A 24,435-nucleotide genomic window follows, 5' to 3' on the forward strand; every position below is an offset into this window, starting at 1 on the left:
CGGCTAGAGGTAGAGGCCGAAGAACTCCTCGGGGTGGTCCAGCAGCGGGGGCAGGTCGTCGGCGGTCAGCGTGACCAGTTCCTCCCTGGTCGGCGTCGCCGGCTCGCCGCCCTTGTCCCTGCCGCCGCCCTTCTTCGCCGCCGTCCCCTCCGCGAGGGAGACGGCGGCGGAGGCGACGCGGTCGGCCTGGTTCGCGACGGCCACGTCCAGCATGTTGCGCATCAGGCGGCCGTTGCCGAAGGACGGGCCGCGGGGCGCGCGGCGCAGCATCGAGCGCAGGACGTCCTCGGTGCCGGAGGCCAGCTCGAAGCCGTCGGCGGCGGCGAGCCGGCCGAACACGGTGATCAGCTCGTCGTCGCTGTAGTCGGGGAAGTGGATCTGCTTGGGGAACCGGGAGTCCAGGCCGGGGTTGGCGGCGAGGAACTCGGCCATCTCCTGCTCGTAGCCGGCCACGACCACGACGAGGTCGTCGCGGTGGTCCTCCATCAGCTTGACCAGCTCGGCGATCGCCTCGTGCCCGTAGTCGCCCTTCAGCGGCGACTGCGTCAGCGTGTACGCCTCGTCGATGAACAGGACGCCGCCGACCGCGCGCTCCACCAGGCGGCGCGTGCGGGGCGCGGTCTGCCCGATGTACTCGCCGACGAGGTGGGCGCGGGACGCCTCCACCAGGTGCCCGGACGACAGGACGCCGAGCCGCTTGTAGATGCGGCCGAGCAGCCGGGCCACCATCGTCTTGCCGGTGCCCGGGTTGCCGGTGAACACCATGTGCCGGGTCGGCGGCGTGATCCGCAGGCCCGACTCGCTGCGCAGCCGCGCCGCGTGCGTCCCCGCCACGAGCAGGGCGATCTCGTGCTTGACGCTCTCCAGGCCGGTGAGCTCGCGCAGCTCGGCCAGCGGGTCGCCGGCGGCCTGCGCGGTGTCGAGCGCGGCCGGGAGGTCCTGCTTGCGGACGACTGGCGCGGCGCCCGCCGCGTCGGCGCCGAGCCGGGACCGCGCGGCGGCGACGACCTGGTCGGCGAGATGCGGCGCGAGGCGCGCGTTGCGCAGCGTCTGCGTCGGCGTGGTCGCGGCCAGCAGCGCGCCCGCCGCCTCGATCGCCGGGCGGGTGCCGCGGGCGCCGCGGGCCTCCAGCGCGCGGCGGAACAGCTCGGCGTGGCCCGCCGCCGTGAACGGCCGGGTGCGGGCGATCCGGAACCGCTGCGGCAGGACGGGATTGATCTCGCGGATCCGCTCCTCGCCGCCGGCGTCGCACAGCGCCACCAGGTTCAGGTCGGGGTGGACGGCGAGGAGCCGGTGCAGTTCGGCGGCCAGGGCCTCGCCGTTGCCGGGGTCGGCGACGATCCCGTCCAGGCCCTCGATGATCAGCAGCCGGTCGCCGGCGCAGTCGCGGGCGTCGGCGTGCAGCTTGGCGACGGCGTCCGACAGGCGCTGCCCGGAGAACAGGTTGTCGGTGACCCAGTGCGGGTCGCGGCCGAGCGCCAGCGCCCTGCCGAGCTCCTGCGCGGCGTCGCGCTTGCCGGTGCCGTCCGGCCCGCTGATCAGCAGCCGGACCGGCGCGTTGCCGCGGGTGAGCTCGGCCAGCGCCGCGGTCACCTCCGGCTGCCCGACCAGCGACGTGGCGATCTCCGCCCGGCCGCCCGCGGCCGTCCCGGACGCGGCGTCGGCGGCGGGCACGCTGCGCAGCGTCTCGGTGAGCGGGTTCACGACGCGGCGGCGCGGCGCGTACAGGCGGCGCAGGTCGGTCTGGAACTGGCCGACCGGGATCCACTCCGCCTTCGGGAACCACGGGTCCCCCGGCAGGCCCTGCACGATCGCGACGAAGCGCATCGCCATGTCGAGCCAGCCGCGGCACGCGTCGGCGGCGCCCGCGACGAGCGCCCGGACGAGCCACGCCCGCGTCCGCTCCTGCCACGCGCCCGCCTTGAACCCGCGGCGCTCCGCGGTGAACCGCTGGAGCAGCTCGCCGTACCGGTCCTCGCCGAGCGCGACCGCGAGTTCGGCCGGGACCTGCTCCATGCTGCCCTGGAGCAGCAGGTGGACCAGGTGGACCTCGACGGTCTCCTCGCGCGGCGCCGCCTCCATGAGGTGCTCGTAGGCGGCGAGCAGGCCCGCGCACACCCACTCCAGGTAGCCGACCGGGCCGAGCAGCTCGGGCACGGCCGCGACGATGTCGTCGCCGGCGTGCGCGTGCCAGTGCTCGCGCAGTTCCGTCTTCGGCAGGTTCACGTCGCAGACCGGCGGGTCGTCGTAGAGGCGCACCAGCGCCTTGCGCCGCTCCTCCAGCGGCTCGATGCCCTCCAGCACCGACAGGCAGTCGCGGGCCAGCTCGATCGCCAGCGCCCGGTCGGGCGCCTCGATGAGCCAGTCCACCGGGGGCCGCCACCGCCCGCCCGGCGCGTCCCAGCGCGTCATGCGGGTGCTGAGCGGGCCGGGGTTGACCAGGTGCCGGTGCAGCAGGCGCTCGGGGAGCTGCGACCACGAGCCCGCCTTGATCGCGCCGCCGCCCGGCAGGAACGCCAGCATGCCGAAGATCTCCGCGGTGACGAGCGACGCGGGCAGCGTCAGCAGCTTGTGCTCGTCGGTGGTCAGCTCCACGGCCCGCGGGTCGGCCGCCAGCCCGTCGATCCGCGCCGAGATCTCCTCGAACAGCCCGTCCGGGACGCGCCACGGGCCGTGCGAGTAGACGTCGAGCACCGGCTCGTCGGTGAGCAGTAGCTCCAGATGCTCCGGCAGCCGCAACGAATACTCCCCAAGAACGTCCAAAACAGGGGTACAGCTTATGTTTTCCAAGCGAGTGCTGTGGTGCCCGCGTCGCACCGGATCAGAGGGTCGCGCCGCACAGGAGCGCGCCGCACCCGCGCTCAGGCGCGGCGGAGCGACTCCACGGCGATCCGGGCGGCGGAGCCGATGACCGCGTCGGCCTCCGGGAGGACGGCGACGGGCAGCGTCGACCTGGTGAAGACCGCCACCGCGTAGCGGGCCCCGTCGGGGTACTCGACGGCGCCCACCTCGTTGCGCAGGGTCGGCAGGGTGCCGGTCTTGCCGCTGACGACGACGTCGTCGTAGGGGAACCCGGACGAGAGGCGGTGCGGCCAGACCTGGAGGCCGAACAGGCGGCGCATCGCCGCCGACTCGGCGGGCGGGGCGGCCTCGTCCCGCCAGATCATCGACAGCAGCCGGGTCATGTCGCGGGGCGTGCTGCGGCTCGTGCGGAGCGGGTCGAGGGCGCGCAGCCGATCCTTCAGGCCCGGCTCGTCGAGCCGCGCCCAGACCTCGGCGACGCTGCCCGCCCCGGCGTCGGCGAGCAGGGTCTCGTGCAGGTCGCGGCCGTTGCCCTCGATGACGGTGTCGCGGAGCCCCAGGTCGGCGGCCGTCGCGTTGACCGCGTCCAGGCCGACCCGGTCCATGACGACGTCGGCGGCGGCGTTGTCGCTGACGGTGATCATCAGGCAGGTGAGGTCGCGCAGCGACATGCGGACCTCGTCCAGCAGCGCCGACACCCCGGTCGGTCCGGCGGTGCGGTCGTCCGGGCGCAGCGTGACCTGCTCGGTCGGGTCCAGCACGCCCGCGGCGGCCTGCCGGTGGAACGCGACGAGCAGCGGCACCTTGAACACCGACGCGAGCACCACCGGCTCGTCCGCGCCGACCGCGACGTCCCGCCCGGTGTCGATGTCCACGACGTGCAGGACGCCGGTCACGCCCGCCGACCGGAACGCCGCGTTGATCCGCTCGGCCGCGCTCGCCCTCCTGACGGGCGCCTCGCTCATGCCAGGAACCCGGAGGACGGGCGCGGGACGACCCGGCGGGCGGGGGCGCGGTCGAGCGGGGTCATGCCGGCCTCGCCGCGCAGCACCGCGGTCGCGACGGCGGTGAAGTCGGCGATGGCGCGCGCGTGCTCGGGATCGCGGGCCCGCCGCCAGGCGCACGACGTCCGCCAGGCGAGCGGCTCGCCCGCCAGCGGCCGCCACACCGCCCCGGCGGTGTCGTCGGTGCGGGGGACGAGGGCCACGGCCGTCCCGGCGAGGACGAGCCCGAGCGCGAAGCCCGGATGCCGTGCCTCGTGGACCGCCGCGGGCGCGTACCCGTGCCGGCGGCAGCCCGCCAGCACCTCGTCGTGGGCGCCGGGCGCCTCCTCGCGCGGCGGCACGACGACGTCGCGGGTGCCGAGGTCGGCCAGGTGCACCTCCGGGGGCGCGTCCGGGCGCGCGACGGCGTCGCCGGCGGGCAGCAGCACGCCGAGCGGCTGCGCCAGCATCGGGCCGAGCTCCAGCCCGCGGGCGTCGCACGGGTGCCGCACCACACCGGCGTCCAGTGCGCCCTCCGCGAGCGCGCGGATCTGCTGGTCGGTGCCCGTCTCGCGCAGGTCGAGCCGCAGGTCCGGGCGGCGCTCCCGGAACGCGGCGATCAGCGCGGCGACCACCCGGCCGCCGAGGTCGCTCGGCAGGCCCGCGCGCACCGTCCCGACCTCGCCCAGCCGGGCGCGCTCGGCGACGGAGTAGATGCGGTCCACGCGGGTGAGGATGTCACGTGCCTCCTCCAGCAGCAGCCCGCCGGGCGCGGTGAGCCGCACCCGCCGGCTGGACCGGTCGAACAACCGCACGCCGAGCTCCTTCTCCAGCCGCTGGATTCGCTGGCTCAGCGGCGGCTGCGCCATGCCGAGACGCTCGGCCGCGCGGCCGAAGTGCAGTTCTTCGGCGACGACGACGAAGCACCGCAGATGCCCGACGAGGTTCACGAGCAGGGATAATACCAAAACGGATATTCATCTGGACCGATATCAATCTTGGACTTTTCGGGCGTCGCCTGGTGTTCTGGTGCCCCCATCGGTCATCCGCGCTCTGCGGATCGCCCGGCCGGTGGCCGGACAGGGGGAGAAGGAGTTCGACGATGCGCCGATCCCGTGTGCTCGCCGTCGCCGCGGTCGTGGCGGCGGTCGTGATCGTGGGGGCGGGGGCGGTGTGGTTCCTGCGCGACGGTGACGATCCGAGGGACGCCGCGGAGCGCTACCTCGCGGCCTGGAGCGGCGGCGACCCCGCCGCGATGAAGGCCCTCACCGACGCCCCGCCCGCCGACTTCGAGACGCGCTTCACGCGGATGCGGGACGACCTCGGCGCCGTCAGGCAGCGCTACACCGTCGCGTCCGTGGGGCGTCCCAAGGACGGCAGGGTCGGCGGGGCCTACAGCGCCGAGGTGACGCTGGCGGGCGACCGGGTGTGGAAGTACGACGGATCGCTTCCGATGGTGAAGAAGGACGGCGACTGGCTCGTCCGCTGGTCGCCGCAGGTCATGTACCCGGAGCTCAAGGAAGGGCAGCGGCTGCGCGCCGCGCGCGCCTGGCCGGACCGCGCTGCCGTCCTCGCGGCGGACGGCAGCGACCTCTCGTCCTCGCCGTCCGGGTCCGCCCGGCAGCTCGCCGGGCAGGTGGGCCCCGTCTCCGCCGAGGCGGCGGGCAAGCTCGGCGCCCCGTACCGCAAGGGCGACCCGGCGGGCGCGGACGGCCTGCAGCAGCAGTACGAGCGGCGCCTCTCCGGCACGCCCGCGCTCGCCGTGCAGATCACGGACGCCGAGGGCGTCCCGGTGAAGACGCTGCAGCGCTTCGGCGGCGCGGCGGGCAAGCCGGTGAAGACGACCATCGACCCGAAGGCGCAGGCCGCGGCCGGGCAGGCGGTCGCGGGGGCGGCCGAGCCGGCGTCCATGGTGGCGCTGCGCCCGTCCACCGGCGAGATCCTCGCCGTGGCGAACCAGCCCGGCGGCTACAACCGCGCGCTGATGGGCCGGTACCCGCCCGGCTCGACGTTCAAGGTCGTCACGGCCGCCGCGCTCGTCGCGGGCGGCATGTCCCCGACGACGGCCGTCGCCTGCCCGGCCACCACCGCGGTCGGCGGCCGGTCGTTCCACAACTACAAGCACGAGGACTTCGGGACGGTCCCGCTCCGCGAGGCGTTCGCGCACTCCTGCAACACCACGTTCGCGCGCCTCGCGGTCGACAAGCTCGGGGAGAAGCGGCTGGCCCAGGTCGCCGCCCAGTTCGGGTTCAACGCCCCGATCATCGCGGGGCTGCCCGCCGTCCGCGCCGCGTTCCCCGCCAACAAGGACGACACCGCCTTCGCCGCCGCGTCCTTCGGGCAGGGCGAGGTGCTGACCAGCCCGCTCAACATGGCGAGCGTCGCCGCCGCCGCGGCCGACGGCACCTGGCGCTCGCCCCGCCTGGTCGATCCGTCCCTCGCCGCGCAGGCCGCCGACGCCGGAGGCCGCAAGCCCGAGGCGCCGAAGCGGCTGGAGCCCGCCGTGGAGAAGGCCCTGCACGCCCTCATGCCGGCCGTCGTCAGCGAGGGCACCGCCTCCGGCGTCGACTTCCCGTCCGGCACGGCGGGCAAGACCGGCACCGCGGAGTTCGGCGGGGGCGACAACCCGCCGACCCATGCCTGGTTCATCGGCTACCGCGAGGACGTCGCCTTCGCGGTGATCGTCGAGGGCGGCGGGACCGGCGCCGAGGCCGCGGCCCCCATCGCGGCGAAGTTCCTCAGGGCGCTCTGAGCGTCCCCGCCCGGCGCGCGTCGCCCCTGGCACCGGACGTCCGGTGCCAGGGGCGATCGTCATCCCGCGGGCTCTAACGGAGGGCGCCGGCGAGGATGCGGGCGGTCTCGGCGACGGCCCCGTCGTCGGCCTCGGCCTCGGGGCCGAACCGGTTCGTGGTGACCACGATGACGAGCGGGGCGCCGGACGGCGGCCAGGCGATCGCGATGTCGTTGGCGGTGCCGTAGGTCCCGCCGGTGCCGGTCTTGTCGCCGACCGTCCAGCTCTTGGGAAGTCCGGCGCGGATGCGCTTGTCCCCGGTGACCGTCGCCTTCATCCAGCCGATGAGCCGCCGGCGGTCGGCGGGGACGAGCGCCGGGCCCGTGGTGAGGGCCCGCAGGTCTCCCGCCCACGGGCGCGGAGCGGTGGTGTCGCGCACCTCGCCCGGCTTCCAGACGTTGAGGTCGGTCTCCCAGCGGTCGCTCCGGCTCACCTGGTCGCCGAGCGAGCGGAAGAAGGCGGTGAGCCCGGCGGGCCCGCCGATCTGCCTCAGCACCAGGTTCCCGGCGGTGTTGTCGCTCTGGGTGATGGCGGCGTGGCACAGGTCGGCGACGGTCATGCCGGTGTCGACGTGCTTCTCGGTGACGGGGGAGTACTCGACCAGGTCGTCCTTCGTGTAGTGGATCACCCTGTCGAGCAGCCCGGGGTCGGAGCGCCGGGCCTTGCTCAGCACGGCGCCGCACGCCATCGCCTTGAACGTGGAGGCGAACGCGAAGCGCTCGTCCGGCCGGTGGGAGACGGCGCGCCCGGTGCCGGTGTCGACCGCGAAGGCGCCGATGCGCGCGTGGTGGGTCGCCTCCAGGCGGCCGATCTGCCTGGTGACCTTCGCCTGCGCGGGATCGACGGCGAGCGTGGACGCGGCGCTGCGCGGCGCCGCGCTCCGCACGCCCGGGTCCGCGCCGGAGCCGCAGCCGGCCAGGCCGGCGATCGTCGTCAGGGCGAGAGCGGCGGCGCCGAGCCGCCGCTCGCGCCTGCTGTGGGTCGTCATGCGGGAGAGCAGACCAGAGCCGCGAACGTCATGTCCAATATTGATATGGCGTGCGCCGCGATATGCGAACCCGTATGACAGGGCCCTGACCTCGCCGGACGCCGCGGTCAGAGCCAGTCGCGCACCTTGAAGATCACATAGAGGCCGACACTGAACGTCACGATGATGACCGTGCTGGCGATGAAGCCGGAGTGGTGGGAGAACCCGGGGTAGGGGACGTTCTGCCCGTAGAACCCGGTGACGGCGGTCGGCACCGCGATGATCGCCGCCCAGCTGGTGACCTTCTTCATCACCTCGTTCATGCGGTTGCCCTGCAGCGCCAGCCGTGTCTCCAGCAGATCGGCGACGAGATCGCGCAGGCTGTCCGTCGACTCCCCGACGCGCAGGGTGTGGTCGTAGACGTCCTGAAAGTAGGGGACGAGGGGGGCCGGGACGACCCGCAGGTCGCGCCGCAGCAGCGTGTTGAGCACCTCCCGCATCGGCAGCGCGATCCGCCGCAGCGCGGTCAGGTTCTTGCGCAGCCGGTAGCTGCGCCGCTGGATCTCCTTGACCGGGAACTTGTCGTCGAAGACCAGGTCCTCGACCGCGTCGGCCTCGTCGTCGAGCGCCTGGACGGCGTTCAGCTGCAGGTCGACGACCAGGTCGAGCAGCCCGTAGAGCAGGAAGGAGGCGCTCGGCTCGTCGAGCCCGGTGTGCGGGGCCTGGTCCCAGCGCCGGATCAGCTCGTCGACGTCGAACCCGCGGTCCTGCCGGACCGTGACGAGGGCGCGGTCGCTGAGGAACGCCGACAGTTCGTGCATCGTCAGTTCGCCGTCCTCCACCTGCGGGATGTAGAAGTTGAGGAAGACGTATCCCTCGTAGCGGTCGAGCTTCGTCCGCTCGTGCCGGGACACCGCGTCCTCCACGGCGACGGGATCGAGGCCGAGCTCGTCGCTGACCACGTGCAGGTCCTCGTGCCGCGGCGCGCACAGGTCGAGCCAGACGACGACGTCCGGGCGCTCCAGGTAGTCGCTGACCCGCGCGACGGGAAATCCCTCCGCCTCGATCGCGCCGTCGCGCCAGGCCCGCGTCCGCGGGGGCGCCGAGCCGATCCGGTTGCCCGGGTCCTCGTCGAAGTCGGTCTCGGATGGATGGGATCCCATGCGCGCCTTATACCCCAGCTTTCCCAGGAAATGAGGAGCCGGGCGGTCAGCGGGCGCGCGGCGGCGCCGTCGAGCCCCGGACGACGAGCTCGCCGGGCAGGACGCGGGAGGCGGGACGGCGCCCGTCGAGGAGGCCGAGGAGCGCCGCCATGCCCTGCGCGCCCAGTTCCTCGGCCGGCAGCCGGACGGTCGTCAGCTCGGGTTCCAGCGCCGTCGCCAGCAGCACGTCGTCGAACCCGGTGACCGACACGTCGGACGGGACGTCCAGGCCCAGCGCGCGGGCCGCCTTGTACGCGCCCGCCGCGATCAGGTCGTCGTCGCAGACCAGCGCGGTCGGCGGCTCGGGACCGGTGAGCAGCCGGGTGGCGGCGTCCCTGGCCGAGGCGACGTCGATCGCGCAGCCCGCCCGGTCGAGGACGCCGCCCGGCAGGCCCGCGACGACCTCCGCGAGGGCGTCCGCGCGGGCGTGGAACGTCCACTGGTCCAGGGCGGCGGCGACGTGCCCGATCCGGCAGTGGCCGAGGCCCGCGAGGTGCTCCGCGATCTCCCGCATCCCGTCGGCCACGCCGAAGTCGACGGTGGGGACGGGGGCGCCGGGAAGGCCGGCCGGGCCGCTGTCCAGCGTCACGACGGGCGTCTCGCCGAACCCGCCGAGCGTCTCCGCGGCCATCGAGGACGCGAGGACGCCGTCGATCGCCTCGCCCGGCGCCGCGAACGGGCCGTCGGCGGGTCCCGCCGTGCCGTCCGGCCAGGTCGAGACCACGACGCCGAAGCCGTGCCGTGCCGCGACCCGCGCGGCGCCCGTGTAGACGGGGCCGAAGAACGGCGCGGTCAGGGTCGGCACCATCAGCAGGACGGTCCGGGTGGTGCCGAGCCGCAGGTTCCGGGCCGCCTGGTTGGGCCGGTAGCCGAGCCGCTCGGCGGCGCTCCGCACGCTGCGCGCGGTCGCGGGGGAGACGCGCCCGCTCCACTTGCCGCCCAGCACGAGCGAGACCGTGGACTGCGAGACCCCGGCCTCCTGAGCCACGTCCTTGCTGGTGGGACGGCTGATCGCCGGCACCTGCGCCTCCCTGGCGGATCGTTCTAACGAAATCAGACTAGAACGGAAGGACTCGGAAGTGGTACGTATGACGGAGGTAATACGTATGACTGACAAATCTAGACAGGACTCGGGGGCCATCGATGCGCGGCTATGTCGTCTTCCTGCGGAGGCCGTACGCGGGACGGCTGCTCGGCGGCACCCTCCTCGGCCGCCTGCCCAACGGGATGGGCATGCTCGCCGTCGTCCTGCACGTCCGCGCCGACGACGGCGGCTACCCGCTCGCCGGGACCCTCGCCGCGATCCTCGGGCTGTCGACCGCCGCCGGGCAGCCCGTCCTCGGCCGCGCCATGGACCGGTTCGGCCAGCCGCGCGTCCTGCTGCCCGCCGCCTGCGCCTCCGCGGCCGGGTTCGCGCTGCTCGCCGCCGTCGGCGCGGCCCCCCTCCCGCTGGCCGTCGCCGCCGTGTTCGCCGCCGGGTTCGCCACCCCGCCCCTCGAAGCCGGGCTGCGCGCCCTGTGGCCGGACGTCCTGGACGGCCCTGAGCAGGTCGACGCCGCCTACGCGCTCGACGCCGCCGCCCAGGAGCTGCTGTTCACCGTCGGGCCGTTGCTCGTCGTCGCCGCGGCCGTCGTGAACACCGAGACCGCCCTGCTGATCACCGGCGCCCTCGGCATCGCCGGGACGCTCGTCGTCGCGCTGTCCGGGCCGTCGCGCCGGTGGCGGGGCGAGCCGCGCGCCTCCGACTGGGCCGGGCCGCTGCGCTCGCCCGGCCTGCGGGTCCTGCTGCTGTCGCTCGCCTGCGCCGGGATCGCGCTCGGCGTCTACTCCGTCGCCGTCGTCGCCTACGCCGAGGACCTGGGCCGCGACCTCGCCTCCGGACTGCTGCTGGCGTGCATGGCGGGCGGCGCCCTCACCGGCGGGATCGTCTACGGCGCCCGCAGGTGGGCGGGCGCCGCGCACCGGCGGCTGCCCTGGCTGCTCGCGGCGCTCGCCGCGGGGTACCTCCCGCTCGTCCTCGCGCCGGGGCTGCCGGTCATGTCGGTGCTCGCGTTCGTCTCCGGCGTCTTCCTCGCGCCGGTGCTGGCGTGCAGTTTCACGCTCGTCGACCGGCTCGCCCCGGCCGGGACCGTCACCGAGGCGTTCGCGTGGATCGTCGCGGCGATCGGCGCGGGCGGCTCCGTCGGCTCGTTCGTCTCGGGGGTCGGGCAGGACGCCGCGGGCGTGCCCGGCGCGTTCGCGGGAGCCGGGGTCGGGGGCGTCCTCGCCCTGGCCCTGTGCCTGCTCGGCGCGCGGACGCTGCGCCCCGCCGCGGCCCCGGCCGTCACCGCGGACGCCGCCGCCCGGCTGTGACGGTCCGGCCGCGCGTCAGACCCAGCGGTCGAACCACATCCGCGCCTGCCAGTCCTCGTAGGGGATCGTCTGCGCGGACAGGATCGGATGGAAGTACGCGAAGTTGGCCAGCACCACCAGCAGGAAGGCTCCCGCCGCGGCGGCGCCGATCAGCCGCCGGGCCCCGGCGGTCTGGGAGGACGCGGGCGCCCCGCGCTCGTCGAACGGCGCGTGCTGGTCATATGCGCCGTGCTGGTCATATGCGCCGTGCTGGTCATACGGATCGTGCTGGTCATAGGGCCCGTGCTCGTCATACGGCGCGAGGGCCGGCGACGCTCCGGCGGGCGGGTCCCACGGCAGCGCGGGAGGCCCGTCGGCGGAGGCGGGCGGCGGAAGGGCGGGCCCCGCGTCCCGGCCGCTCTCGCCGGAGCGCGCCGCGTGCGCGCCCGCCGCCGAGGCGGGCGCCGGTCCGATCAGGTATCCCAGCACCAGGACGACCGCCAGCACCATGAACGGGATGAGCGGTGTCGCGTAGAACAGGAACATCGTGCGGTCGGCGAACGCCGACGGGAACCAGGTCAGCCAGCCCGCGAGGAAGCCGAGCAGGATCGCCCCCGCCCGCCAGTCGCGCAGGATCAGCCAGATGAACGCGACCACGACCAGCGCGACCAGCGCCCCCCACCACAGGGCCGGCGTGCCGATCCCGAGGATCTCGCGCGAGCAGCGGGTCGCAGCGCCGCACGCGCCCTTCGGCTCGGTGTAGAAGAACGCGACCGGACGGCGCAGGATCGGCCAGTCCCAGGGCCACGACTGGTAGGGGTGCTTGGCGTCCAGACCCGTGTGGAAGCCGAGCATCTCCGAGTGGTAGTGCCACAGCTTGGGCATCGCCTCGAACGGCCGCCACAGCGGGTTGCCCGAGACCTCGCCGCGCCCCCAGCCGCCCGGCTTGAAGATCCATCCCCACCAGGTCGCCAGGTACGCGAGCAGCCCCGCCACGACGATCTGCACGAACGCCGGGACGGCCTCCAGCAGCATCGTCCCCTGCAGCGGGGCCCGGACCCCGGCGGCGCGGCGGGCGCCGTAGTCCCACAGGACGGTCATGAGCCCGAACGCGGCGACGTAGAAGACCCCCGTCCACTTGGTGGCGCAGGCGAGGCCGAGGCAGACGCCCGCCCCCCAGCGCCAGCCGTGCGCGAGGAACGGCCCGTACACCGAGGTCCGGCCCTGCTCGATCCGCTCGGCGAGGACGCGGCGGGAGCGGTCCCGGTCGTTCACGAGGCAGGCGAACCCGGCCAGGACCCAGAACATCACGAAGACGTCCAGCAGCGCGGCGCGGCTGGTCACGAACGCGAGGCCGTCCAGCGCCAGCAGCAGCCCGGCGGCGCAGCCGAGCAGCGTCGAGCCGGTCATCCGGCGGGCGAGGCGGCACAGGATCAGCACCGACAGCGTCCCGATCAGGGCGGGCATGAACCGCCATCCGAACGGCGTCGCGCCGAACATCCACTCACCGATCGCGATCATCCACTTGCCGAACGGCGGATGCGCGACGAACGCGGGCCCGCTGCCCCAGATATGGGCGTCCGGGTCCGCGATGAGCATCTTGTCGGCGCCCTCGACGGTGTTGTGCTCCCAGCCGAACCTCAGCAGGGCGAGCGCGTCCTTGGCGTAGTAGGTCTCGTCGAACACCACCGTCTTCGGCGTCGCCAGCCGGTCGAACCGCAGGTACGCGGCGAGCGCGGTCACCAGCAGCGGGCCCAGCCAGGACAGCAGCGGGCTGCCGGGGATCGCCGGCGCGAGCCATTCCCGCAGCGCAGGGGGCCTGCGCCGGGACGCCATGGCCGGGACCGGAGCCAGATCCGTCGTCGACATCCTGCGAGTTTATTTGCACTTCCCTCCTCCTTGAGGACCTTGGCGCCTTCCCTGGGACAATGATCCGCGTGACGGGACGAGCGGGATGGGGGCCGTGATGGAGGCGGGAACGGGGACGCTGCGGCTCGCGGCGGCGCCGATCGGCAGGCCCGAGGACGCCTCGGCCCGGCTGCGGGCCGCGCTCGCGGAGGCGCCGGTCATCGCGGCCGAGGACACGCGGCGGCTGCGGCGGCTGGCGGGCGATCTCGGCGTCGAGCTGCCCGGCCGCGTCGTGTCCTACAACGACCTGAACGAGCGGGAGCGGGCCGCCGGGCTCGTGGAGGACCTGCTCGCCGGACGGGACGTGCTGGTGATCACCGACGCCGGGATGCCGGGCGTGTCGGACCCCGGGTACCGGCTGGTGCGCGCCGCCGTCGCCGAGGGCGTCCCGGTCACGGTGCTGCCCGGGCCGTCCGCCGTCACGACCGCGCTGGCGGTGTCGGGGCTGCCGACCGACCGGTTCTGCTTCGAGGGGTTCCCGCCGCGCAAGCCGGGGGAGCGGGCCCGCCGGCTGGAGGCGCTCGCGGGCGAGCCCCGCACGATGGTGTTCTTCGAGTCGCCGCGCCGGCTGCCCGTCACCCTCGCGGCGATGGCGGAGGCGTTCGGCGCGGACCGTCCCGCCGCGGTGTGCCGCGAGCTGACCAAGACCTACGAGGAGGTCCGCCGGGGGACGCTCGGCGAGCTCGCCGCGTGGGCGGCGGACGGCGTCCTCGGCGAGATCACGGTGGTGGTCGGCGGCGCGCCCGAGCCGCGGGGGCTGACGGACCCGGCGGACCTGGCGGCGGCGGTCGCCGCGCGGGAGGCGGCCGGGACGCCGCGCAAGCAGGCCATCGCCGAGGTCGCCCGGGACAACGGCGCCCAGAAGCGCCTCGTTTACGACGCCGTTGTCAAGGCCAGAAAATAGTCACCCCCCTCAGAGCGGTCCAAAGGGGCGCCTCCGGGGCATAACTGCCCCGGTAGCCTCCGGCCGGGGCATCCCAGTGAAGCAGACCAGGGGCGCCGAAGAGACGCGCGGAAGACGGTCTGTGAGGGGGTGAGTGCCATGCACGAGGCATGGACGCACCACGAAGTGTGGGTCTTCGAGTGCCTGGGCTGCGAAGGGTCCTGGAACGAGGAGTTCCAGGTCCGGCACTCCGGTGACGGGCATGGCAACCAGGCCGTCATCTACGTGCGCCAGGGCCAGCCCTGCACGACGCCCTGGATGGACCGGTGCTGCCCGGACTGCGGCGGCCAGAACGTCAAGGCGCTGTCGGCGACGCACGGCAGGCACGACGAGGTGCCGATGGTCCGCGACGGCAGCGACGTGGCGATGGTCTTCCACCTCCGCCGCATGCACGCCTGGTAGCGCGCGACGGTCAGGCGGTGACGCGGGTGGCCCCCGGGGCCTCCTGCACCACCGGCTCGGCCGGCGGCGCCGGCGGGGTCGCCCCGCTCCTGCCGCGGCCGGTCAGGCGGCGCGTCCAGCCGGCCGCCGTCGCGCGGGCCTCGGGCCTGAACGCCAGCCCGGCGGCGAGCGCCGCCAGCGGGACGGCGGGCAGCACGTACCGGTAGTCGAACTCGGCGGTGGCCGCGGGCGCGAGCAGCAGCCCCGTGGCGAGCGTCCACGGCAGCAGCGCCTCGCCGCCGAACCGGCGCCACAGCGGGACCAGCCCGGCCAGGCCGAGGAGCAGGATGGCGCCGACCATGGTGCCGCGCAGGTAGAAGACGTCCTGGTAGCCGCGGGCGGCCCCGGCGAACGGCTCGACGACCTGCGTGCGGGCGTTGCCGCGCTCGTAGCCGCGCGCGTCCTGGGCGGCCGTCCCGCCGCCGGGCATGTGCCAGTCGGGCAGAGGCCGGCTCTTCTTCTCGAACTCGTACTGCGCGTACGTCGCCGGGTCGGGGAACACCGTGCGCTTCCACTGGAAGACGCGGAAGAAGTCGTGCGCGACGACCCGCGAGTAGTCGAGCGGCTGGGCGACGATGGCCCGCTTGGCGAAGTCGTTGCCGAGCTTGTTGTTCTCGGGGCTGAACCGCGTGCCGGTGTAGCGGTTGAGCGGGGAGCGGGCGTTCCAGATGCCGTCCTGCGAGTTCGGCAGCCGGTTCGCGGGCTCGGTGCACAGCGGGTACTCGCTGACCGGCAGGTCCTTCATCCGGTGGCAGTCGGCGAACTTGTAGACCCGGGCGTACAGGAAGATCCCGTTGCTCTCGGTGATCGCGAACTTGTCGCTCTCCGCCTTGTACCAGCCCATGTAGCCCAGCACCGGCAGCAGGCAGGCGGCCAGCGTGACGGCCATGAGCCGCCAGCCGCTGCGCCGGACCAGCATGTACACCAGCACGCCGAGGAGCACCGGCATCCCGACCGAGCGGGTCAGCCACGCCATCCCGACGATCAGCCCGACCCCCGCGGCGATCTTCCAGGACGGCTGGTCGCGCCACAGCAGCAGCGTGACCGCGCACATCACCAGGAAGGTGAACGTCGTGTCCGACAGCACCAGGTGTTCGAGCTGGAGCTGGTAGGCGTCCAGCAGGACCGGCGCGGCCGCCAGCGCGGCGCCCCAGCCGGGCAGCCCGAACCGGCGCCGCAGCAGCGCGTAGATCATCACGCCCATGGCCAGGCCCATGAGGTGCTGGAGCCCGGCGACCAGCGCGAAGCTGTGGAACGGCTTGAGGACGAGCAGCAGGAACGAGTACCCGTCGGGCCGCAGCGGGTGCGGATACGGGTCCATCGCGACGTTCAGGTAGTCGAAGCTGTCGTTGAAGAACATCACCGGCTGGTAGCCGAGCATCGCCACCAGGCGGAGAAGCGCCGCTATGGCAATGATCACACTGAAGACCGGGTTTCGGCGCGCCAGCGTCCACAACCCGCGGCCGCGTCCGCGACCCGCCTCCGCGCTCTCTCCGGGCGCGTCGTCCGGCGCGTCCCCCGATTCCGGACGAACTTGTGAACCGGTTTCGGGCGCGCCCTTAATGGACTCGCCGGACACCGTGGCCGTTATGCCGGATTCCAGACCTTCTGTGCCGGAATCGGGCGTGCCGTTGCCGGCCTCTGGCGAAGATTTGGCCGAGTCCGGGGCGGTCGTCGCGTCCCCGGACGCGCCGGCCGGAGCGTCCGGTGCGCCCGGCGCCGCGGCGGCCCCGGCCGTCGTCGCGAGGGCCGTCCCGCCCTGCGCCGACCCGTCGAGCGCGGTGCCTTGCGGCGTTTCCCCCGCCACGGCCGCACCTTCCCTTCGATGTCCGGCCCCCGGTCCGGTGGCATTGCGTTGGTCCAGGGCACTACGTTCGTCCACGGCACTGCGTCCTGCGGCGCGCGTCACAGCCGCCCACCCTTTCCGGGCCGCCGTGCCCGTATGCTTGACGTCCTAACATGCCGCCCGCGACGGTGCCGGATAGGGTTTTCCGGTTGCAAGTGGGCAACACGATACGGGTGCTCTTGACGAGAGCGGCCATCATGCCCCGCTCTCGGCGGGCATCATGAACGCCGACGGGCCGTCCCGATGAACAACACGCGGAACAACAGAGATTAGTGGAAAACGCCGCAGACGGTCAGCAGGTGTAACAGGGTCACCAAGGGTAACGACGCCACCAGGGGTAATGAAGGAGATCGCGTGGAACTCTCCGTAGTGATGCCATGTCTGAACGAGGCCGAGACGGTCGAGACCTGCGTCCGCAAGACCATCGGTTTCTTCGAGGACAGCGGCATCGACGGCGAGGTGGTCATCGCCGACAACGGCAGCACCGACGGCAGCCAGCAGCTGGCCCGCGACGCGGGCGCCCGCGTCGTGCCGGTGGTCGACAAGGGCTACGGCAACGCCCTCATGGGCGGGATCCGGGCCGCGCGCGGCAGGTACGTCGCGATGGGCGACGCCGACGACTCCTACGACTTCACCACCCTCGGCCCGTTCCTGGACGAGCTGCGCGACGGCGCCGACCTCGTCATGGGCAACCGGTTCAAGGGCGGCATCGCCGACGGCGCCATGCCGCCGCTGCACCGCTACCTCGGCAACCCGGTGCTCAGCTTCGTCGGCCGGCTGTTCTTCGGCAGCAAGATCGGCGACTTCCACTGCGGGCTGCGCGCCTTCGAGAAGGACGCGATCCTGCGCCTCGGCCTGCAGACCGGCGGCATGGAGTTCGCCAGCGAGATGGTCGTCAAGGCGACCCTGCAGGGCTACGACATCCGCGAGGTGCCGACCACGCTGTCGCCGGACGGGCGGACCCGCGCCCCGCACCTCAACACCTGGCGCGACGGCTGGCGCCACCTGCGCTTCCTCATGCTCTACAGCCCCCGCTGGCTGTTCCTCATCCCCGGCCTGGTCTTCATGATGCTCGGCCTGGTCGCCGGCGTCGCGCTGTCGACCGGCCCCGTGACCGTCGGGGACATCGCCTTCGACGTCGACACGCTGGTCGGCGCCTCCGCCGCGCTGGTGATCGGCTTCCAGGCGGTGCTGTTCGCGCTGCTGACGAAGGTCTACGCGATGCAGGAGGGATTCCTGCCGCACGACCGCCGCGTGCAGAAGCTCATCGACTGGTGGAGCCTGGAGCGCGGCCTGCTGCTCGGCGGGCTGCTCGCCGTCGCCGGCCTCGGCGGCCTCGTCGCGTCCCTGCTGCACTGGCGGGTGAACAGCTTCGGCGAGCTGGACCCGCGGCACTCGCTGCGCATCGTCGTCCCCGCCGCGACCGCGCTGGTGATGAGCTTCCAGGCCATCTTCGCCTCGCTGTTCGTCAGCATCCTCGGCATCCGGCGCCGCCAGCACCCGCCGCTCACGGACCCGGCCGAGGAGGCCGCGGGCGTCGTCGACGCCGCCGTGCAGAAGGTCGCCGAGGCCGAGAAGGCGGCGAAGGCGGCGAAGGCCGAGAAGAACGAGAAGGGCGCGGCCGAGGACGAGCCGGAGAAGGTCACCGCGGGCAACGCGGGCGCCACCCCGGCCGAGGCCGGCGACGAGGACGCTCGCTGAGCGTCTCCGGGCCGGGCCCGGGCGCTCCGCCCGCGATATGACAGGCTTGACCGTCGATGGAGCTTCTTCCCCCGGTAGTGCGCGCCCGGCGCGCCGCCCGCCGGTGAGCACGCGCACGCCGCAGGACGCCGCGCGCCCGGACGCCCCGCACGAAGGCGGCGCCGCGCGGCCTCCGGCCTTTCCGGCCGACCCGGCCGCCGCCCCGCCGCGGGCGGACCGTCGCCGCTGGGCCTGGCTGTTCGCGCTCGGGTGGCTCGCGCAGGTCGCCGTGCGGCTCTGGCTCGCGTCGGGGCAGACGCTTCCGGTGGCGACGCCGGACGAGTCGGGGTACCTGTTCGCCGCCCGCGTCCTGACCGGCGGGCCCGACGCCGACATGTCGTTCGGGACGGTGTACCGCGGCGGCTACCCGCTGCTGCTGACGCCCGCCTTCTGGATCGGCGACGGCCCGGTCGCGGTCTACCGGGCCGCCCTGGCGATCAACGCGCTGGTCAGCGCGGCGATGCTGCCGCTGGCCTACCTGCTGCTGCGCCGGCTGGCGGTGCGGCGGCGCTGGGCATACGTCTTCGGGCACGTCACGGCGCTGCTGCCGTGCGTGCTGTTCTACTCCGGGTTCGTGCTGACCGACGCGATCCTGCCGGTGCTCGTGGCCGGCTGGCTGCTCCTGGCGCACACCTGGCTGACCGCCCCGCCCCCGGACGGGCGCCGCCCGTCCCTCCGGCTGACAGCGGCCGGGGCGGGCGCGTCGCTGCTGGTCGCCTACGCCTACGCCTGCCACACCCGCGGCGCGATCCTGCTGCTCGTGCACGCCGCGCTGCTCGGCGCCGCCCTGGTGTTCCGGTGGCGGTCCTGGCGCGCCGTGTCCGCCGCCACGCTCGCCCTCGCCGCCGCGACGGCCGCGGGGATGCTGCTGAACCGAACGCTGCTGCCCCACATGTACCCGCAGGGCGACAACGATCTCGGCGGCAACGTCGTGAAGCGCCTCACCACGCTGGACGGGTGGGGCTGGATGCTCTCGCTCGGCACCGGCCAGGTCTGGTACCAGTCCGTCGCGACCGGCGGCGTGGCGGCGCTCGGGCTCCTCGCCGTCGCGTTCCTCGCGGTGCGCCGCGCCACCCCGGGGCCGGTGCGGGCGCTGGCGCTCGCGGTCGTCGCCCTCGTGGCGGGCATCGCGTTCGCCACGTCGGCGGCCCTGCCCGTCGAGTACCGCATCGGCAACTACGTGTACGGCCGCTACCTGGCCAGTGTCACGCCGGCGCTGTTCGCGGTGGGCGTCGCGGTCCTGATGCGCGCCTCGCGGCGCACGCTGCTGTGGGCGGCGGGCGCGGCGGCCGTGCTGACGGTCGTCGCCGCGTGCGTCGTCCAGTGGTACGCGGGCGACCTGCTCACCCGGTACACCTACACCGCCTACGACTTCCCCGAGACGTCGCTCCTGACCTGGGACTGGACGGCGTTCCACCTCTGGCGGGCCACGTCCGCCGGGTTGCTTCTGCTCGTCCTGTCGACGGCGGCCGTCCTGCTGCGGCCCCACCGCCCGACCGGCCGGCTGCTGCTGGCGGGCCTGCTGGCCGCCGTCGCGCTGGCCATGTGCGTCACCGCGACCGAACGCATCGCGCAGCCGCTGGTGCGCGCCGAGACGGCCTACACCGACCTGCGGGGCACCGTCGACCTGACGAAGCAGCGGTCCATCGCCGTCGACTGGAACATCTGGTGGACGATCCGGCTCTCCCAGTACTACTGGGCCTGGTGGAGCGACGGCAGCGTGTTCGACGCCCGCTGGACCGCGCCGCCCCAGGACGCCGACATGGTCGTCCTGGCCTGGCCGAAGAACGCCCCTCCCACCGCGTCCTGGCCGAAGGGCGCTCCGCCCGGCTGGCACGTCGTCGCCAGCCGCCGCACGGTCGAGGGCGACTGGGTCGCCTGGACCCGCTAGCTTCCGGCGGCGGCCTTCGCGGGGGGATTCCAGAGCTGGAGCACCCCGTCCGACGAGCGCCACATGAGCGTCCAGCCCTGGGCGGGGTCGGGGCGCCAGCCGCCGCCGATCTGCGACTCCATGCCGCGCCAGCGCGTGTAGAGCATCGGCCCCTCGGTCGCGTTGCGGGGGATCGGCATGTAGTGCGGGAAGTCGCGGATCTCGCCGCGCCAGACCGGGCGCCCCCACATGTCGCGCGTGTAGAAGGTGAGGGTCTGCGCGAGCCGCCGGTCGGCGCAGATCAGCGTGATGTCGCGGTGGCCGCCGAGGTACCCGCGCAGCTCGTTCCACGCCTTGTCGCGCGGCAGTTCGGGGACGGCGCGGACGGCCGCCACCGCGTACGTCGCCCCCAGCGCGACCGCCAGGACGGGCGCCGCGACCGTCCGCAGCCGCAGCCGCGCCACCAGGCCGGACGGCAGCATCCGGAACATCAGGATCAGCGATCCGGAGCCCCCGGCGAGCAGCGCGGGCAGCACCGCGAACCAGTACCGCTGGAGCCAGGCGCGCAGCGAGATGTCGTTCGGGTCGAGGACGCCGGAGAACAGCGTCAGCGGCACCGCCAGCGTGAAGAACCACACCAGGACCAGCGCGAGCCGCCGGTCGCGGGTGAGGGCCCAGCCGGCGATGGTGAGGACCAGTGCCCCGGTGAAGACGAGCCCGAGCGGGTTCCAGTCGTGCATCGCGCGCAGGAACGACCGCGCGGCGAGCGAGCGGGTGACGTAGTCGCGGGACTGGCCGCCGTGCTCGGCCGCCGACATGAGCCCGGCGAGCGGGCTGCCCCACACCAGCTGGTTGTGGACGAAGTTGAGCAGCAGGATCGCCAGCATCGGCGCGCCGACCGTGACGTTGCGGCGCCACGGGATGCGCAGCAGCGCCAGATAGGCGGGGATGGCGAGGAAGAGGAAGGCCAGGAACTCCCGGACGAGGAACGACGCGCCGAGGAGCACCCCGGCGGCGAGCAGCATCCGCGTCTGGGCCCGGCCGGACCTGCGGCTCGCGACGACGAGGCCCGCCATCCCGAGGGTGAACAGCCCCGCGCCCGGCATGTCCGGCAGCATCACCCCGGTCGACCAGGTGATCTCGTGGCCGAACGGGTTGGTCATGGTGAAGAACGGGTGGACCAGCATGACCGCCGCGGACGCCAGGCCCGCCACGTCCCCGAACAGGGACCGGACGACCAGGTAGGTCCCGACGAAGAAGGCGGCCCCGCCGAGGGCGGCGACGGTGAAGTAGGCGGCCTGGCCATCCCCGAGGACCTCCTGGACCAGCCGGGCCGGGAGCACCAGCCCGATCCGGGTGACCTGGTGCGGGACCTCGTCGAACGGCCACTGGGTGAGGGGGATGTGCGGCCAGTCGCGGGCGGCGAGCCACACGTAGTACGGGTCGAAGTACAGCGGCGGGGTCATGATCACCCACTGGGCGAGCACCGCGGACGCCGCGACCAGCAGCGACAGCCACACCACCCGCCGGGTCCGCCGCAGCCGGCTCAGCGGGCCGGTGCGGGCGGACGGCGCGTCCGGCCCCGCGTCGTCGGCTTCCCGGGCGACCGCCTGGTCGGACGTGGTCTGGGCCATGCCTTGAGTTCCCGCCTCCGCTGGTCCGTGCTGTGACGCCGAGCCAGGTTACTCGCGTGCCGCGGCCCCCGTGACGCGACTACCCTTGATTCCATGTCCTCGTCAAGCCGTCATATCTTGACCGCGCCCGCATGGCCGTACGCCAACGGGCCCCGTCACATCGGGCACGTCTCCGGTTTCGCGCTGCCCGCCGACATGTTCAGCCGCTACCAGCGGATGGCGGGCAACAAGGTCCTGATGGTCAGCGGTACCGACGAGCACGGCACGCCGATCCAGGTGCAGGCCGACAAGGAGGGCGTGACGGCCCGCGAGCTGGCCGACCGCTACAGCTCCGTGATCGCCGAGGACCTGTACGGCCTCGGGATGTCCTACGACCTGTTCACGCGCACCACGACGCTGAACCACTACGCGGTCGTCCAGGAGGTCTTCAAGGGCCTGTACGACAACGGCTACATCTTCCCGACCAAGACGATGGGCGCGATCTCGCCGTCCACCGGCCGGACGCTCCCGGACCGCTACATCGAGGGCACCTGCCCCATCTGCGGGTACGACGGGGCGCGCGGCGACCAGTGCGACAACTGCGGCAACCAGCTCGACCCGATCGACCTGATCAACCCGGTGTCGCGGATCAACGGCGAGACGCCGAAGTTCACCGAGACCGAGCACTTCATGCTCGACCTGCCCGCGTTCACCGAGGTCCTCGGCCGGTACCTGCGGGGTAAGCAGGGCCAGTGGCGGCCGAACGTGCTGAAGTTCGCGCTGAACCTCCTCGACGACATGCAGCCGCGGGCGATCAGCCGCGACCTCGACTGGGGCGTGCCGATCCCGCTGGACGGCTGGCGCGACAACCCGGCCAAGAAGCTGTACGTGTGGTTCGACGCCGTCGTCGGCTACTTCTCCGCGTCGGTGGAGTGGGCGCGGCGCTCCGGCGACCCCGAGGCGTGGCGCGCCTGGTGGCAGGACCCGGAGGCCCTGTCCTACTACTTCATGGGCAAGGACAACATCGTCTTCCACGCCGAGATCTGGCCGGCGATGCTCCTCGGCTACAGCGGCCAGGGCGACAAGGGCGGCACGCCCGGCTCGCTGGGCGCGCTGAACCTCCCGACGGAGGTCGTGTCGTCGGAGTTCCTGACGATGGAGGGCCGCAAGTTCTCCTCGTCCCGCCAGGTGGTCATCTACGTGAAGGACTTCCTGGAGCGCTACGACGTGGACGCGCTGCGCTACTACGTCGCGGTCGCCGGCCCCGAGAACCAGGACACCGACTTCACGTGGTCGGAGTTCGTCCGCCGCAACAACGACGAGCTGGTGGCGGCGTGGGGCAACCTCGTGAACCGCTCGGTGAACATGGCGGCGAAGAACTTCGGCGCGATCCCCGAGGCGGGCGACCTCACCGACGCCGACCGGGCGCTGCTGGAGCGCAGCCGCGCCGCGTTCGGGGCCGTGGGCGCCGAGCTCGGGCGGTCGCGGTTCAAGAACTCGATCACCGAGGCGCTGGACGTCGTCCGCGACGCCAACAAGTACCTGTCGGACCAGGCGCCCTGGAAGCTCAAGGACGACCCCGAGCGCGTCAAGTCGATCCTGCACACCGCCCTCCAGGTCGTCGACGACGCCAAGACGCTCCTGACGCCGTTCCTGCCGAACTCCTCGCAGAAGGTCTACGAGATGCTCGGGGGGCAGGGCGTGTGGAGCGGCATGCCGAGGCTGGAGACGGTGTCGGAGGAGGGCGGCCCCGACTACCGCGTCCTCACCGGCGACTACGCGACCGAGGCCCGCTGGGAGTCCATGCCGATCAAGCCGGGCGTCCCGCTGGCCAAGCCGGTGCCGCTGTTCAAGAAGCTGGAGACGTCCGTGGTGGACGAGGAGCTCGCCCGGCTGGAGAAGGCGTGACCCAGGAGGGGGACGGGCAGGCGTCCCGTTCCTACCCGCCGCTGCCCGAGCGCCTGCCCGCCGACGTCTTCGACAGCCACTGCCATCTCGACATCGTCGAGACGCCGGTGGACGAGCAGCTGAGGTCGGCGAAGGCCGGGGGCGTCGCGCGGATCGTCACGATCGGCTGCGACCTGCCGTCCTCCCGGTTCGCGGTGGACGCCGCGGGCGAGTTCGACGACGTGTACGCGGCGGTCGCGATCCACCCGAACGAGACGACGGGCGTCAGCGACGCCGTCCTGGCCGACGTCGCCCTGCTCGCCGCGCACCCCAAGGTCCGCGCGATCGGCGAGACGGGCCTGGACTACTACCGCGACTGGGCGCCGAAGGAGGACCAGCACCGCTCCTTCCGCGCCCACGTCGACATCGCCAAGCGCACCGGCAAGGCCCTGGTGATCCACGACCGGGAGGCCCACGACGACGTGCTGGCGATCCTGGAGGAGGAGGGGGCGCCCGACACGGTCGTCTTCCACTGCTACTCCGGTGACGCCGCCATGGCGCGGGTCTGTGCCGATCGCGGCTACCTGATGAGCTTCGCCGGGAACGTCACGTTCAAGAACGCCGAGCCCCTGCGGGAGGCGCTGCGCGCCGCGCCGCTCGACCTGCTGCTGGTGGAGACCGACGCGCCGTTCCTGACGCCGATCCCGCACCGCGGCAAGCCGAACGCCTCGTACCTGATCCCGCACACCGTCCGCGCGATGGCGGAGGTCAAGGGCGTCGACCTGGCGGAGCTGTGCGCCGCGATCGCCGCGAACGGGGAGCGCGCCTTCGGTCCCTGGTGACCGGTGCGGGTCCGGCCGGGGCGGAGCGGATCCCGGGGTGGGCATATCGGGCAAATGGGGCGAGTGGCGGCGTTCCGGTGGCGGAGACGGGCGGGGGCCTCTAATCTCTGGCCGTTGGACGGGCGCCCCCCGAGCCCGGCTCCCTGGAGGAACTCCCCGTGCCTTCCCCATCCGTGCCGCGCGGGGGCGCCCCCCCCCCCCGCCCCCCCCCCCCCCGGCCCGGGGGGGGGGGGCGGGGCCCCCCCCCCCGCGCGGGGGGGGCGGCCAAA

General features: G+C 73.6%; 17 protein-coding genes. 8 read left to right on the forward strand and 9 right to left on the reverse strand.

What is annotated here, in order from left to right; all coding sequences use genetic code 11:
• Positions 1–3: 3 nt before the first annotated feature.
• From AB0C87_RS41770 to AB0C87_RS41780, 3 genes are all read right to left on the reverse strand, one after another.
• Positions 4–2,739, reverse strand: coding sequence for an AAA family ATPase (locus AB0C87_RS41770; protein ID WP_345173500.1), 2,736 nt, complete (start codon positions 2,737–2,739; stop codon positions 4–6).
• Positions 2,740–2,861: 122 nt separating this feature from the next.
• A complete protein-coding gene (locus AB0C87_RS41775; RefSeq protein ID WP_345173502.1) occupies positions 2,862–3,767 on the reverse strand; it encodes a serine hydrolase in 906 nt (301 codons plus the stop codon).
• A complete protein-coding gene (locus tag AB0C87_RS41780; protein ID WP_345173503.1) occupies positions 3,764–4,735 on the reverse strand; it encodes a LysR substrate-binding domain-containing protein in 972 nt (323 codons plus the stop codon). Before AB0C87_RS41780 ends, AB0C87_RS41775 begins: the two co-directional genes overlap by 4 nt.
• A gap of 152 nt (positions 4,736–4,887) precedes the next feature.
• Between AB0C87_RS41780 and AB0C87_RS41785 the strand changes: the two genes are divergently transcribed.
• The gene (locus AB0C87_RS41785; RefSeq protein WP_345173505.1) at positions 4,888–6,537 is read left to right on the forward strand and encodes a penicillin-binding transpeptidase domain-containing protein; all 1,650 of its coding nucleotides are present in this window, start codon (positions 4,888–4,890) and stop codon (positions 6,535–6,537) included.
• Between the two features lie 73 nt (positions 6,538–6,610).
• Here AB0C87_RS41785 and bla read toward each other — a convergent pair whose 3' ends face one another.
• From bla to AB0C87_RS41800, 3 genes are all read right to left on the reverse strand, one after another.
• Positions 6,611–7,564 carry a class A beta-lactamase gene (gene bla, locus AB0C87_RS41790; protein WP_345173506.1) on the reverse strand — a complete coding sequence of 318 codons (954 nt, stop codon included), beginning with the start codon at positions 7,562–7,564 and terminating at the stop codon, positions 6,611–6,613.
• A gap of 107 nt (positions 7,565–7,671) precedes the next feature.
• On the reverse strand, positions 7,672–8,706 hold the full coding sequence (locus AB0C87_RS41795; RefSeq protein ID WP_360582100.1) for a magnesium transporter CorA family protein: 1,035 nt from the start codon (positions 8,704–8,706) through the stop codon (positions 7,672–7,674).
• Positions 8,707–8,752: 46 nt separating this feature from the next.
• Positions 8,753–9,766 (reverse strand): LacI family DNA-binding transcriptional regulator, encoded by a 1,014-nt coding sequence (locus AB0C87_RS41800; protein ID WP_360582102.1) that lies wholly within the window; start codon positions 9,764–9,766, stop codon positions 8,753–8,755.
• Positions 9,767–9,888: 122 nt separating this feature from the next.
• Here AB0C87_RS41800 and AB0C87_RS41805 point away from each other — a divergent pair, with 122 nt between their 5' ends.
• Positions 9,889–11,097 carry an MFS transporter gene (locus tag AB0C87_RS41805; RefSeq protein ID WP_353834785.1) on the forward strand — a complete coding sequence of 403 codons (1,209 nt, stop codon included), beginning with the start codon at positions 9,889–9,891 and terminating at the stop codon, positions 11,095–11,097.
• A gap of 15 nt (positions 11,098–11,112) precedes the next feature.
• Here AB0C87_RS41805 and AB0C87_RS41810 read toward each other — a convergent pair whose 3' ends face one another.
• Positions 11,113–12,945 (reverse strand): phospholipid carrier-dependent glycosyltransferase, encoded by a 1,833-nt coding sequence (locus tag AB0C87_RS41810; RefSeq protein ID WP_360582105.1) that lies wholly within the window; start codon positions 12,943–12,945, stop codon positions 11,113–11,115.
• A 97-nt stretch (positions 12,946–13,042) separates the two neighbouring features.
• Between AB0C87_RS41810 and rsmI the strand changes: the two genes are divergently transcribed.
• Together rsmI and AB0C87_RS41820 are read left to right on the forward strand one after the other, a co-directional pair.
• A complete protein-coding gene (rsmI, locus tag AB0C87_RS41815) occupies positions 13,043–13,888 on the forward strand; it encodes a 16S rRNA (cytidine(1402)-2'-O)-methyltransferase (RefSeq protein WP_360582107.1) in 846 nt (281 codons plus the stop codon).
• Between the two features lie 138 nt (positions 13,889–14,026).
• Positions 14,027–14,329 (forward strand): hypothetical protein, encoded by a 303-nt coding sequence (locus AB0C87_RS41820; protein WP_360582109.1) that lies wholly within the window; start codon positions 14,027–14,029, stop codon positions 14,327–14,329.
• 10 nt (positions 14,330–14,339) lie between these two features.
• Here the strand turns inward: AB0C87_RS41820 and AB0C87_RS41825 are convergent, their stop codons facing one another.
• Positions 14,340–15,788, reverse strand: coding sequence for a hypothetical protein (locus AB0C87_RS41825; protein ID WP_345173518.1), 1,449 nt, complete (start codon positions 15,786–15,788; stop codon positions 14,340–14,342).
• 780 nt (positions 15,789–16,568) lie between these two features.
• Between AB0C87_RS41825 and AB0C87_RS41830 the strand changes: the two genes are divergently transcribed.
• Together AB0C87_RS41830 and AB0C87_RS41835 are read left to right on the forward strand one after the other, a co-directional pair.
• A complete protein-coding gene (locus AB0C87_RS41830; RefSeq protein ID WP_360582111.1) occupies positions 16,569–17,915 on the forward strand; it encodes a glycosyltransferase family 2 protein in 1,347 nt (448 codons plus the stop codon).
• Positions 17,916–18,018: 103 nt separating this feature from the next.
• Positions 18,019–19,845: a hypothetical protein gene (locus tag AB0C87_RS41835; RefSeq protein WP_360582113.1), complete on the forward strand. Its 1,827-nt coding sequence runs from the start codon at positions 18,019–18,021 to the stop codon at positions 19,843–19,845.
• On the opposite strand, the gene AB0C87_RS41840 is transcribed toward AB0C87_RS41835, so the two are convergent.
• Entirely contained in the window at positions 19,842–21,458 is a 1,617-nt protein-coding gene (locus AB0C87_RS41840; RefSeq protein WP_353834870.1) for a glycosyltransferase family 39 protein, read from the reverse strand. The two genes, AB0C87_RS41835 and AB0C87_RS41840, sit on opposite strands and share 4 nt — an antisense overlap.
• Positions 21,459–21,551: 93 nt before the next feature.
• On the opposite strand from AB0C87_RS41840, the gene metG reads away from it, so the two are divergent.
• Together metG and AB0C87_RS41850 are read left to right on the forward strand one after the other, a co-directional pair.
• Positions 21,552–23,345, forward strand: a complete 1,794-nt coding sequence (gene metG, locus AB0C87_RS41845) for a methionine--tRNA ligase (RefSeq protein ID WP_345173525.1) — start codon at positions 21,552–21,554, stop codon at positions 23,343–23,345.
• On the forward strand, positions 23,342–24,166 hold the full coding sequence (locus AB0C87_RS41850; RefSeq protein ID WP_360582115.1) for a TatD family hydrolase: 825 nt from the start codon (positions 23,342–23,344) through the stop codon (positions 24,164–24,166). The genes metG and AB0C87_RS41850 overlap by 4 nt, the downstream gene beginning before the upstream one ends.
• The last annotated feature ends 269 nt before the right edge of the window (positions 24,167–24,435 follow it).

The sequence above is a fragment of the Actinomadura sp. NPDC048021 genome (assembly GCF_040653135.1).
GTDB classification, from domain to species: Bacteria; Actinomycetota; Actinomycetes; order Streptosporangiales; family Streptosporangiaceae; genus Spirillospora; species Spirillospora verrucosospora.

Coding starts and splice junctions, on each gene's coding strand:
- AB0C87_RS41775 (WP_345173502.1), bottom strand. CDS start 3,767: ATGAGCGAGGCGCCCGTCAGGAGGGCGAGCGCGGCCGAGCGGATCAAC.
- AB0C87_RS41785 (WP_345173505.1), top strand. CDS start 4,888: ATGCGCCGATCCCGTGTGCTCGCCGTCGCCGCGGTCGTGGCGGCGGTC.
- bla (WP_345173506.1), bottom strand. CDS start 7,564: ATGACGACCCACAGCAGGCGCGAGCGGCGGCTCGGCGCCGCCGCTCTC.
- AB0C87_RS41795 (WP_360582100.1), bottom strand. CDS start 8,706: ATGGGATCCCATCCATCCGAGACCGACTTCGACGAGGACCCGGGCAAC.
- AB0C87_RS41805 (WP_353834785.1), top strand. CDS start 9,889: ATGCGCGGCTATGTCGTCTTCCTGCGGAGGCCGTACGCGGGACGGCTG.
- AB0C87_RS41810 (WP_360582105.1), bottom strand. CDS start 12,945: ATGTCGACGACGGATCTGGCTCCGGTCCCGGCCATGGCGTCCCGGCGC.
- rsmI (WP_360582107.1), top strand. CDS start 13,043: ATGGAGGCGGGAACGGGGACGCTGCGGCTCGCGGCGGCGCCGATCGGC.
- AB0C87_RS41820 (WP_360582109.1), top strand. CDS start 14,027: ATGCACGAGGCATGGACGCACCACGAAGTGTGGGTCTTCGAGTGCCTG.
- AB0C87_RS41840 (WP_353834870.1), bottom strand. CDS start 21,458: ATGGCCCAGACCACGTCCGACCAGGCGGTCGCCCGGGAAGCCGACGAC.
- metG (WP_345173525.1), top strand. CDS start 21,552: ATGTCCTCGTCAAGCCGTCATATCTTGACCGCGCCCGCATGGCCGTAC.